We start from the raw sequence: 12,568 nt of genomic DNA, 5'->3' as shown, positions 1-12,568 counted from the left end.
GGCCATTATATGTTGAAAAACCGGTAGCTGCGGCTCCAATGCTTGCTGTGACGCGGTAAAATGCTGACGTCCACAAAAACCTCGGGAGAAATTACATGTTTTTCACCCCACAGCGCCATACGGTCAACTGTGAAATCTCCACTCTCTTTCACTGCGACTCCACTTGTGGAATGACGCAGCTCCCAGAAGCAATCGGCCTCCCCACGCCCCCTGCCTCCCAGTCTGCAGTAGAATGGACGGTCAGGCTCCGCCCTCCAGCTAAGGGTATTTCCCGATACCATGAGCAGCTCTGCCGTATAGGAAGATTCCGGTTCTTCCACTTTGAGTCCAGCCGGGATTCTAAGCTCATAGTCAGGCCCGACATTTGCCTCGTTAATTCCCACAAAGTTATGGATATACTCTTCGGTATGCAGCGGCTTGTCTCCCATGTTCTCCAGTGTATAGGAAATATTCAGCCGGTCCTGCTGCAGCACAATGGACTTGGTCAAAAGCATGCTATAACCCCGGCACTCCATCGGCTGAACAGTATAAGTAGCGGACACCTCGCTGCGTTCTTCAACCACCTCGAAAGGAATCAACGGATAACTCCCGAAAAAATCGTATGGTGCATCACTTACCTTTTGCAGCAACCCAACTCCAGGCTTCGGAAACCACTCGCCAACCGCTGCATCCTCATAACCAATTGCCCGGGAAATGCCGAACTCATTACAGAAGCCCATACCGCCACTTCCCTGACCTGGAACCAGGCTCTCCGGAACACCAAAGGTATGCCCCCCCTGTACTAAAGTCACTCCTGTAATAAATCCAGTCCAATCGAATCGCGTACCGCTGTACTCCCCGATATCGGCAATATCTACCTTAAGAATGCCATTTGAGAGACTGTAAGCCATGTTTGAAACCTTCCTTTCCACAACTGCTAGTCTTGACTTCACACATACTTATTAAGCATAACATTCATCTTAACGCCGCACTATTGCGGTTACGTATACCGCCATACGTCTGTGCATTCAGAAAAAAAGCGTCCGCCGCCGTATATCCGGGTAAGCTGACGCTCCTCTTATCTATTCTTCGGTTAGATCAGTTCCACCCTAAGCAGATGAACATCTCCTTCAGACAAAGCCGTCAGCTCTCCGCGGGGAATTACAACACCCTCTGAGACGCGCTGAAGCGTCACCTCAGCACCATTAAGCTTAACGGACTGTATTTGATATGCTCCGTAATCCGCACTGCTTAGAGACACGTAGACGACCTCAAGCAGACGTTCCGCAAAAATTGTCTTCAGCGACGCTTGGCCTTCCAGGTCGAACTGCTCCTTCATCAGCTTCGGCTGAAGCAGCAGATCGCCCACTTGACCTTTGACCCCGAACACCTCCGTCACCATAGTCAGCAGCATCCAGCTTGCGGAACCGGTTAAATAGGTGTACATGCCTCTTCCCTGTTCATTAATGTACTCAGGAATACCGGGGTACATCCGGCTGAGTTCAAAATTGGCACTAAGGCTGTATAGTGAATCCAGTACCTTGCGCCCTTCTTTTACATAGCCGCGCTTATATAGTGCATTCGCATACATCACAGTCATATGACTGAACATAGCGCCGTTCTCTTTATGTCCAAAGGCAAATCCGAACGCACGGCCCAAATTCTGTTGAATACCGCCAAAATTCGAATTCAGCCGGTACCCGATCTTCTCATCATACAGATTGCGCTCCACCGCTGTGATGATCTGCGGAATCTGCTCCGCAGAGGCGGCATGGCCGAGAAGCGGAAACACCTGGCCGGTAAGCGTCATTCGGACATGGTCTTCGAATTCGCCCTCCACACGTTCCCCGTCATTATTATAATAACCGTTGAACCAGCCGTCTCCTTGTGCGCTCTGTACCCACTCGCTCTGACGCAGATGTTCAAAGATCCACTCCGCTTTATGAGCCAGATCATCCGCTACATTGTCCACAGCAAGCTTGACTTGTCTTCCGCTCACCTTATTGGGTGCTGCAGCATAATACCGGTCGAGGAGTGCCTGTTTGGCAGATACAGACTCATAATCCACCGCTTCATACAATGAATCCAGCAGCAGCGTAATTTCTTCTGCCATTTCCACTACTTCAAGCCCTTTACGCTCTTTCAGCGTGCGCAGCAAATGAGAGAGATCCAGAAGATTGCTGGCATAGAAGGACGTGAAGGTAACACTTTCACCACGCTGTGCAGCCATGTCCAGACCATCATTCCAGTCCGCACCTTCCAGCAGAATATTGTTATGTTCGCCCACATTGAAGAAAGGCACCAGATTCTGCAGCAGGATATGCTCCAGGATCGTCCCTGAATATTGCTCACCATCTACGGTCCGAAGCGTGCTGCCTGCGGAAGGTTCCCAAGATGCATCGCGCTCCCTGCAGCGGGCCATGAAAGAATCACGGAAATAACTCTGCTGCTCAAACAAGAAATCCAGATCACCGCTTTGATCCAGATACAGCATAGTTGTGAGGAATGGCCAAGCCCCGTGGTCCATCCATACGCGCGGAATATTGTTACGGTCGGCAAGGAACTCACCTGGCTGCTGGCCAATAATCGTCGCATTGCTGCCGTCAATTCTCACACCTGCATAATTATTCAGCAACAGACTGCGGACATCCGCCGGTTCCATGATCAGCAGCGCCAGGCAGTCTTGCCAGAGATCACGCCAACCTCTGCCACCCCGCCCGTAGTCATGATACGGTAAAAAGGAGTTGCCATACAGTCTGCGGAGCACCGGCTGCAGCGTGACCCATTTCATCCACTGATCGGCATCCGGATCGCTGGTGTGGAACTCCACTGTATTCACCTTATTAGCCCAGAACGATTGGTTCTCCTGAAGCCATTGATCAAAAGCATGGGGTGAACCGTATTTGTCCATTAATGCTGACACATTGATTCTGTCACTCCCAATTGCTAGCAGAATCACGTAACTAATACTCTGACCTGGCTGTAAAGCTACTCTGGCAAACCTCAGACCACCAAGCGCTTCGTAGCCCTCCTTACGTTCGCCTCCACCTGCTCCAACTTGCGGCTCCAGATTCAACACCACTGCTTCCGGCCAATCCAGACTGCCGCCTTCACCGATGAATTCCTCCTGCACAGGAAAGAAACCAACAGGTTGCTCTCCCCCTTCTGAGGTCCCAAACACTCCATAAGTGGTATGGTTAACCTTGTGTCCACGTTCATCAAATGATAAAGCAGGCTGTACTTCAATACCATGCTCAGAAATATAAATCCGGTTCAGCAATGAAGTGACATGACGATGGTCGCGCAGATCATCCGCTGAACGCGCATACAACGGAACCGCCGCTGTTGGCGTAATTGTTATTTCCTCTAGAGAAGAGTTAGTGAGCATCACCTTCATAAGCTCAACCTTATCATCACCCGCCGGTACGTAACTGGTGATCTCTGCCTTGATCCCTAACTCCCGGCTCTCGCGGGTTACACGGTGCCATAGCAATCCAGCTTCTAAGAGTGCTTCATCAGCTTCATCCCCATACATCTTGGCATTTTGCCGGGCGGAGTTCCCTGCTGCGGACCAGGCGCCTTTACCTTCTACATACACCCAGAAATTACGGGAAGCCCGTGAGTTATGCAGATCCTCCACCGACAGGGGAGGTGTCAAAAAGGTATTGTGACCCGAAGTCACCTGACCGTGAAGCTTAGGGCTTACTGAAGACATCATGCCCCCCTCATTCACCAGAGGAAAATATAAGAAGCTGCTCCGGTCAGGCTGTCTCAGACTGAAATCCCCATTATTTCCGGTAAAAGCCCATCCCGCTCTCTTGTGATTCACTAATATCATCCTTTCTACCGCTCATAATACAGAAACCGGTTTCGATTTTAATTATTACATCGCAGGATTTCTTTGTAAAGTTTTTTCTTTATCATTAACATTCATCATATAAACCCTATATAGACAGCATTTATCGAAAAAAATCTGGTCACATTATTTACGAAACCATTTTCGAAAATGACCAATTATAATCTAAAAGAACTTATTATTCATTGATAAATTTATATTTCCGCCAGATAAGTAAGCAAATTGCTCCTTTGCAAACGCAACCATAAATATTTGAAATAAATAAATGGTCTTTCCGGATGATATTATCGAAAATTTTCGTATCAATCCAATGTGAATCCATACGTCTCAGATGCCCTCACAACAGCTTCAAAGCTCTCGCTTCATAAATGCACCACTGCGCCGCTGTAAAGCCATTAGAGAGGCAGTCAGCACCGTCACACTCGCATCATACATGCAATCCCACACTCTAATGGCTGGTTTCCTGCCGCTCCATCCATTTACTAATCCTAACAGGAGCAATAGAAAAAGCCTCCGGTTTCCCGGAGGCTTCTTGCTTAAATATGGGTCAGACGATCTTATACATCAAAGTACAGGGAGTATTCATGCGGATGAACACGAATGGCAACCGCTTGAGCTTCTCCACGTTTCAGAGAGATGTAGTTATCGATGAAGTCCTTAGTGAATACGCCGCCTTCTGTAAGGAATTCGAAGTCAGCTTCCAGGGCATCCAATGCTTCCTCTAGTGTACCAGGAACGCTGCGAATCTGCTTCTTGTCTTCATCGGACAATTCGTAGATGTTCTTGTCCAGTGGACCGTAACCCATTTCTTCAGGGTTAATCTTCTTCTTGATTCCATCCAGGCCAGCCATCAGCATTGCCGAGAAAGCCAGGTAAGGGTTAGCTGTGGAATCCGGTGTGCGGAACTCAATGCGACAGCCCTTAGGTGTCACAGCAGCTACCGGGATACGGACTGCAGCGGAACGGTTACCTTTGGAGTATACCAGGTTAACCGGTGCTTCATAACCAGGAACCAGACGTTTGAACGAGTTGGTGCTTGGGTTTGTCAGCGCGATCAGTGCCGGAGCATGATACAGGATACCGCCGATGTAATGCAAAGCCATTTCACTCAGGTTGGCATAAGCGCCTTTTTCGTAGAACAAAGGAGAATCGCCGTTGAAGATGGATTGGTGAACGTGCATACCGCTACCATTATCGCCGAACAGCGGTTTTGGCATGAAAGTCGCTACTTTTCCGTATTGGCGTGCAGTGTTTTGCACAATGTATTTGTAAGTCAGGAGATTATCAGCTGTTTTCTTCAGGGTGTCAAACCGGAAGTTGATTTCCGCTTGGCCTGCAGTGGCTACTTCATGGTGATGGCGTTCGATTTCAAGGCCTGCTTCACCAAGCAAACGGCACATTTCACTACGGATGTCCTGTTGGGAATCCACTGGTGCAACCGGCACGTAACCGCCTTTAACGCCTACTTTGAATGCCATGTTGCCGCCTTCGTCTTTACGGTTGGTGTTCCATGCCGCTTCTTCCGAATCTACAAAGAAGGAGGAGCTGTTCATTCCGCTCTCATAACGAACATCATCGAAGATGAAGAATTCGGATTCAGGTGCGAAGAATGCTGCTGTACCTACACCGCTTGCTTGCAGGAACTCTTCTGCTTTTACTGCGATACCGCGCGGGTCGCGCTCATAACGTTCGCCATCAGGTGTGAAAATGTCGCACATGATATTAAGCGTTGGGTGAGCTGTAAAAGGGTCGATATATGTAGTGCTTGGATCAGGCATCATGACCATATCTGATTCTTCAATTCCACGGAAACCAGCAATGGAAGAACCATCAAATGCTACACCATTCTCAAATGTTTCTTCTTCAACCGCAGAAGCTGGCAGTGAGATATGATGGGCGCGTCCACCCAAATCTACAAAACGAAAATCCACCCATTCGATATTGTTCTCTTTGATCGTCTGCAACACTTTTTCAACCGACATGAATTTATTCCTCCCCAAGTTCCGAACATTAGGCCGCTCACAGTATCAAAATGTTCTTGTTTTTAATTTTTTACTGTCGTCATTATAAATCTCAGACCTAACATCGTCAATGCTTATGTCAGGTATTTCTTGAGACAATGTAAGATATTCTGACGCTTTGGTGAAAAATGCACATCTTGTCCATTCACATGTTACATTCACTCCGCTATATGCAAAAACAGTCCTCTTACCCCGCCCATAAGCGGGATGGAGGACTGTTAGAAATCGTATGCAGCGGTAATATTAAAGGGCGGGAGCCGCCTCCAGAGAATTGGAGAACTTGCGTCCCACAAGCGGTGCCAGCTTCTCTAAATCTCTCAGCAGCTTGTCAAATTGCTCAGGGAACAGAGATTGCACTCCATCTCCCGTCATAGAATTGTCCGGATCGGTATGCATCTCAATAATCAGTCCGTTAGCCCCCGCAGCAACCGAAGCTTTGGCCATAGGCTCAACCAGCTCACGCCGTCCCGTACCATGGCTTGGATCGGAAATGACTGGAAGGTGGCTCAGATTCTGGAGCACAGGAATAGCTGACAGATCAAGCGTATTGCGTGTGTACGTCTCGAATGTGCGGATACCGCGTTCGCAGAGCATAACATCACGGTTGCCGCCGGCCAGAATGTATTCAGCTGCATTCAAGAGCTCATCGTATGTCGCACTGAAGCCGCGCTTGAGCAGCACAGGCCGCCCGCAGGTACCCAGCTTGCGCAGCAAGTCAAAGTTCTGCATGTTGCGTGTGCCTACCTGCAGAATATCTGCATGCTCCGCACAAATATCAACATACTCCGGTGTCATTACCTCGGTGATGGTCAACAGACCATGGCGTTTGCCGGCTTCCGCCATCATCGTAAGACCTTCCACGCCTACACCCTGGAAGCTGTATGGACCCGTACGCGGTTTGAACGCTCCGCCGCGCAGCACCTGGCCCCCGGAAGCTTTGACCAGCCGGGCGATCTCATCAATCTGTTCAGGAGATTCCACGGCGCAGGGTCCTCCCATGATGACCAGATTCTCACCGCCAATCTTCACACCACGGATATCAATTACCGTATCCTCGGGATGGAAGTCACGGCTGGCCAGTTTATAGGATTTGGAGATCTTCACCACGTTCTTGACGCCTTTCATCTGACGCAGATGCTCTGCAAGCATAGGTGTAACTCCGCCTACGAGGCCAATAACGGTATGATCTGCACCGCGTGAGAGATGGACTTGAAGGCCTTCTTTTTCAATGACGGCAATAATCTCGTTGACCTGTTCCTGTGGTGTTTGATTGGATGTGATGACGATCATATTATAGCTCCCCTTTTGGACAAATATACTGAATTAGACTTTAAGAAAAAGAATATACTATTTCGCTACGACGCGTGTACGCTTTTAAGCGCTAAAGCAATTTTAACGCATTCCCCTTCATTAGTCAATCCGTAATCTGCTATATCCTCGGTACTGTGTCCATATTATGGCTGGTTTCCTCTAATTCCCTGAGGTAACTTATGGGTCTGCAGGGAGTTATATCCACAGAAAAAAAGCACGCATCCCCCTAAATGGAAGTTACGTGCTCTCTACAAACGGTATAAGTCCATCAGAATATCATTAGTTCAGGTCGCGCTTGCGCTCTTGTTCTTCACAGGCGGCAACAGCTTCGCCATATTTACAGTACGTTTGATCTCCCATGTCTCAGGAAATGCAGGGTCGTACTGTTCGAGGTAACTGATGACTTCTTTGGTGATGGGCGTAGGTGTAGAAGCACCGGAGGTTACCCCTACCTTAGTAATCCCCTGCAGCCATTCCGTCTTCAGCTCTGACAAGTCGGAAATCCGGTGTGCAGGCACTCCCGCAATCTCTTCTGACACCTGGGCCAGGCGATTAGAGTTATTGCTGCGTGGATCTCCAACTACGATGACTAGCTCACACTGTCCGGCCTGTTCAGCCACCGCTTCCTGGCGTACCTGGGTTGCCATGCAGATTTCGTTGTGCACCTCAGCTCCCGGGAAGGTCTCCAACAGTTTTTTCATGATGTGCTTGATATCCCATTGACTCATGGTGGTCTGGTTCGTAATCACGATACGCGAAGAAGAGATCGACAGGCTGGAGATGTCCTCCTCCTTCTCGATCAGATGGACATGCTCAGGTGCAATACCCACGGCGCCTTCCGGCTCGGGGTGACCTTTTTTGCCGATATAGATAATCTCGCAGCCTTCTTCTACCTTTTCCTTGATAAGATCATGAGTCTTTGTCACATCCGGGCAGGTGGCATCCACTGTGGTCAAACCTTTGGCCCGGGCCAGACGGCGTACTTCCGGCGATACGCCATGGGCAGTGAAAATCACCGTGCCACTGTCTACTTTATCCAAAATATCCAGACGGTTATGTCCGTCTAGTGTAATGATTCCATCGTCCTCGAACGAATTGGTGACATGGCTGTTATGCACAATCATGCCAAGTATATAAATCGGCCGGGGCAAATCAAGATTTTGCGCGGCCTGCCGTGCCATAACCATGGCATCGACGACGCCATAGCAATAACCCCGGGGAGAAATTTTGATGACTTCCATATATTCACCGGCTTTCTGCTGTCGTTGAACTGCTGTAATAGGACCTGCCTAATTATACCCTATTCCAGCGGGGGAGCAAAGAGCAGCGGCAGCCAGATTACAAAAGTCGTACCCTCGCCCTGGCGCGTAACCACCTCTACCGAACCTCCATGCTCATCAATAATCCATTTGGCAATCGACAAGCCGAGACCGATTCCTTCCGTAATCCCCCTCGATTCATCCGCACGGTAAAAGCGGTCGAATATATGCGGAATCTCGTCTTTATCCATACCAATCCCTGTATCTGTAATGCGGATACCCACCTGATTCTGATAAAATACGGCATCCAGCGTGACCTCACCCGATGGAGTGTACTTGAAGGCATTATCAATAAAAATAAACATCATCTGCTGCAGATAGTCTTTGTTGCCGACAATATATTTGCCATTCAACTGGCTGAGATCCCCAACGGTCCATTCGGCCTGCCGTGGCAGAAAGGCTGCTCTGCGGGCCACTTCTGTCATCATTGGCTCCAGCGCTACAGGCTCAATATCAAACGTCCGGCCTGTATCTGCCCGGGCGAGCGACAGCATGTCGGCCACCAGGCGGCTCATACGTTTGGATTCATCCGCGATATCCTTCACCGATTCAAGCGATAGCTGGCGGACCTCAGCGTCCGTCATCCGGCTTTCCTCGGGATTCATTTCCCATATTTTTTGCAGAAGGTCGATATTCCCCCGTATTGTTGTCAGCGGTGTCCGGAGCTCATGTGATGCATCGGATACAAAACGGCGCTGAGTGGCATAAGAATCCTCCAGCTCCGTATAAAAACCCTCCATCCGCCCGAGCATGCTGTTAACCGTCTGAATCAGCCGTCCAATCTCGTCCTGCGGCCCGTCATATACAATACGTGAGCTTAGGTCGGTCCCTGTCTGAATCCCATTGGCTGCCTCAATGACCTTGCCGATCGGGCTCATCGCTTTGCGTGCAAGGAACAAGCCGAAGGTGAAGGCTGCAATCAAGGTGGCAAAAGAGCCGACAATCAGTATGTTCTTCAGCCTGTTCAGCAATGACACTTGCTCTCCTGTATAAACCGCAACTTGAAGCACAGCCGAATGACTGCTGTTAGAACTGGAGACTTCAATGGGCTGCTGGTAGATCAGAAAAGGATTTCCATTGTAATAGGCTTGCGAAAATCCTTGCTGCTTCATAACAACTTCCTGTGCCGGAACCTTAAATTCAAGATTGATCTCAGACATATTTGGACTGGAGATCATCTTTTCCAGATCATAAATATACATTTGGGCAAACAGGCTTTGACCTGCAGGACCGCCAAGCACTTGCTGTAATGTGCCATCGTAGTTAATTCCCAGCTTGAGACTTACTTGCTGTGCCTGATGGGTAAGCCGGTCCTTCAAATCACCATACGTATTAAAATAGACAAATCCGTAAATTGCGGCTGATAAGGCCAGCAGCATAACGGCCAGAATCCCTGAATACCAAGCAGTCAGCCGCAATCGTATCGACATATTAGTCACCTCTTAGGATGTAACCGGCTCCCCGGATCGTCTGAATCAGTCTTTTGCCGCCGTGCTCCTCGGTTTTCTGGCGAAGCATGGCAATATATACTTCAAGCACATTGGATTCCCCGCTATAATCATAACCCCAGATTTTATCCATGATCAGATCACGGGACAGCACCCGTTTGGGATTCTGCATGAACAGATGCAGCAGCTCGAACTCCTTCGCGGTCAGCTCCAGACGTTTGCCTCCGCGGGTTACCTCACGCGAATCCACATCCAGGGTAATATCTTCGTAAGAGACTGCCTGATCCGAACCTCCGCCCTGCTCGCTCTTACGCCGCAGTAATGCGCGTACACGGGCAAGCAGCTCCTCCAGCGCAAACGGTTTGACCAGATAATCGTCCGCTCCCAGATCCAGTCCTTTTACCCTGTGCTCAATTTCATCTTTTGCTGTGAGCATGAGTACCGGAACCGTACTGCCACCCTCCCGCAGACGTCTGCATACCTCGAAACCATCTATCTGAGGCATCATGACATCCAGCACTACCACGTCCGGATCACTGTTCAGAACAGCGCGCAAGCCATCGGCCCCATTTGTAGCCGTCTTTACGTCATACCCTTCAAATGCAAGTCCCCGGCGCAGCATAGAAATAATTTTTTCATCATCATCAATAATCAAAATATTCGGTCGCATCCAAACAGCCCCCATTGTCCAAATCGTATATCTCTATTGTAACATGATTGCAGGGTTTCTCAGCCAGTGCAGCAAAAGCGGAAGGGTCTCCCCTTCCGCTGTGCACTTCACCGTCCGGTGTTTGTTACTGCTGCTGAGTCTGAGTAGTGTTGAAGTCATTTTTGTTGCCAATCGTTACGGGAAGTTCCAGTGTTTTGCCGTCGCGAACGACATCGAGTGTGATTTTGTCTCCTACTTTGAGCGTCTGGATGTAGGTAATCAGATCCTGGCTGGTTGCATATTTCTTTCCGTTCACACCGGTTATGATATCGTATGGGCGCAGATCAGCAGTATAGGCTGGTGATTTAAAGATAATGTCGGCTACGACAGAACCTTCTTTGATATCCGTACCCATCTGTTTGGCTACTTCATCAGTAATGGTCATCAGCGAAGCACCAATAAATGGAACCGGCTCTTTAGGAATTTCCTGGTTGGCTTCGAGTTTGTCTACAACCTCTTTGATGGTATTCACCGCAATAGCGAAACCGATCCCTTGTGAATCTGTGCTAACGGCTACGTTCATTCCGATAACCTGACCATTCAGATTGAGCAATGGACCGCCGGAGTTACCAGGGTTGATAGAGGCATCCGTCTGCAGCAGGTTTTTATAATTGCGGGTGCCGCTTCCGTCTTCTTCATTGATATCAATACTGCGGTCTTTGGCGCTGAGCACACCTGCAGTAACTGTATGGTCGAAGCCCTGCGGGTTACCGATAGCGACTACTTCAGAACCGACCTTAATGCTGTCTGAATCGCCAAGGTCTACAGTCGGGAAGTTGCTGCCTTCAATCTTCAGAACAGCCAGGTCCAGATCTTTGCTGACACCGAGCAATTTGGCTTCATATGGTTTAGTATTGCCGTCAACAGTTACCTGAATCACATCGGCATTGTCAACCACATGCTGGTTGGTCAAGATATACCCGGCCGCATCATAGATAAAACCTGTACCGATTCCATACGGCGTAAGCTGGGAAGAATTCGACCCTGAATTTGATCCTGAATTCGATCCTGAATTCGATCCTGAATCTGAACGGGAAGAGCCGTTGCTTCCAAATTGATCACCGAAGAAAAACTGCGAGAACGGATCACTCATATTCGGATTGGTGGAATTTCTGCCAGCGTTGGTTTTCACTAAAGTCTCAATCTTGACAACTGCCGGCCCTACGGTATCAACTACTTTGGAAGCATCCGTTGTTCCTGTCAGCAGCGACGTTGTGGTAGTTGCCGGTGCAACATTTGCGCTACCATTGGCCGTCTTGGCTGCAGTGTTAGATACAGCCGCTGTCGTTACCTGATCTCCTGTAAACCAGTTACCGCGATCCGCCATGAACATCGAGCCTGAGAGAACAACCATTCCGGCCAGAAAAGAGACCAGCACCGCTTTTACAGGTTTCTTGGTTTTGCGGTTGTACTGCCAGCCGTTGCCTCCGTCTGCTCCATTACCGCCCCGTGAGCCGTTGCCGTCTCCGGTTGTACGGAGTGAAGTGCTGTAAGGCACCGGTCTGACCGGCTGCGGAGGATTAATCTCTACACGTTCCGGTTCCCGGCGGTTATAATGCTGAGGTTCTTCCGGATTCATCTCATCTTTGTTCAAAGATTGAAAAGGACCGTAAGAATAGTAGTAGGAAGATCCGGATTCCGGAGTGTTATTATTATTGTTATTTACGCTATCATTGCTGTTTACATTGTCGCTGTTGTTGCTATCCCATTCCCGCTCCGGAGACAGATCATTATCACGATTAAGGTTGTTGTCACGATCATAGTTGTTTTTGTTATCGTCCATGTTTTTCTTTCCTCCCGCACCTTGCGCATCAGGCAAGGATTAATTTGTTTTCTTGGTCTTATTTTGTACTTTAAACCTTAAGGTCACATTAAAAACAATTTAAGCGGAGATAAAAAGTGGTTGACCCTAGTGTCATGCAGGA

Annotated in this window: 8 protein-coding genes; all 8 read right to left on the bottom strand. The window is 49.0% G+C overall.

Annotation, left to right across the window (positions count from 1 at the left end; translation table 11 throughout):
- Positions 1-5: 5 nt before the first annotated feature.
- Positions 6-890, bottom strand: coding sequence for a hypothetical protein (locus tag ACAN54_RS22130; RefSeq protein ID WP_379160564.1), 885 nt, complete (start codon positions 888-890; stop codon positions 6-8).
- A gap of 182 nt (positions 891-1,072) precedes the next feature.
- Positions 1,073-3,808, bottom strand: coding sequence for a GH36-type glycosyl hydrolase domain-containing protein (locus tag ACAN54_RS22125; protein ID WP_379160561.1), 2,736 nt, complete (start codon positions 3,806-3,808; stop codon positions 1,073-1,075).
- Between the two features lie 584 nt (positions 3,809-4,392).
- Positions 4,393-5,817 (bottom strand): type I glutamate--ammonia ligase, encoded by a 1,425-nt coding sequence (gene glnA, locus ACAN54_RS22120; RefSeq protein WP_379160558.1) that lies wholly within the window; start codon positions 5,815-5,817, stop codon positions 4,393-4,395.
- Positions 5,818-6,099: 282 nt separating this feature from the next.
- Entirely contained in the window at positions 6,100-7,146 is a 1,047-nt protein-coding gene (gene aroF / locus ACAN54_RS22115; protein ID WP_379160555.1) for a 3-deoxy-7-phosphoheptulonate synthase, read from the bottom strand.
- A gap of 305 nt (positions 7,147-7,451) precedes the next feature.
- On the bottom strand, positions 7,452-8,408 hold the full coding sequence (locus ACAN54_RS22110) for a 4-hydroxy-3-methylbut-2-enyl diphosphate reductase (protein WP_379160552.1): 957 nt from the start codon (positions 8,406-8,408) through the stop codon (positions 7,452-7,454).
- A gap of 59 nt (positions 8,409-8,467) precedes the next feature.
- Positions 8,468-9,916: a sensor histidine kinase gene (locus ACAN54_RS22105; protein WP_379160549.1), complete on the bottom strand. Its 1,449-nt coding sequence runs from the start codon at positions 9,914-9,916 to the stop codon at positions 8,468-8,470.
- Between the two features lies 1 nt (position 9,917).
- Positions 9,918-10,604 (bottom strand): response regulator transcription factor, encoded by a 687-nt coding sequence (locus ACAN54_RS22100; protein ID WP_379160546.1) that lies wholly within the window; start codon positions 10,602-10,604, stop codon positions 9,918-9,920.
- 124 nt (positions 10,605-10,728) lie between these two features.
- Positions 10,729-12,426, bottom strand: a complete 1,698-nt coding sequence (locus ACAN54_RS22095) for a S1C family serine protease (RefSeq protein WP_379160543.1) — start codon at positions 12,424-12,426, stop codon at positions 10,729-10,731.
- Positions 12,427-12,568: the final 142 nt, after the last annotated feature.

It is taken from the genome of Paenibacillus diazotrophicus (assembly GCF_042610465.1).
The sequence above is the reverse complement of the archived record's forward strand: the minus strand, read 5'-3'. Positions and strand labels throughout refer to the sequence as shown.

What these genes read in the sequence shown, in the direction of transcription:
- aroF (WP_379160555.1), bottom strand. Translation starts at nt 7,146, where the DNA reads ATGATCGTCATCACATCCAATCAAACACCACAGGAACAGGTCAACGAG.
- ACAN54_RS22130 (WP_379160564.1), bottom strand. Translation starts at nt 890, where the DNA reads ATGGCTTACAGTCTCTCAAATGGCATTCTTAAGGTAGATATTGCCGAT.
- ACAN54_RS22095 (WP_379160543.1), bottom strand. Translation starts at nt 12,426, where the DNA reads ATGGACGATAACAAAAACAACTATGATCGTGACAACAACCTTAATCGT.
- ACAN54_RS22110 (WP_379160552.1), bottom strand. Translation starts at nt 8,408, where the DNA reads ATGGAAGTCATCAAAATTTCTCCCCGGGGTTATTGCTATGGCGTCGTC.
- glnA (WP_379160558.1), bottom strand. Translation starts at nt 5,817, where the DNA reads ATGTCGGTTGAAAAAGTGTTGCAGACGATCAAAGAGAACAATATCGAA.
- ACAN54_RS22100 (WP_379160546.1), bottom strand. Translation starts at nt 10,604, where the DNA reads ATGCGACCGAATATTTTGATTATTGATGATGATGAAAAAATTATTTCT.
- ACAN54_RS22105 (WP_379160549.1), bottom strand. Translation starts at nt 9,916, where the DNA reads ATGTCGATACGATTGCGGCTGACTGCTTGGTATTCAGGGATTCTGGCC.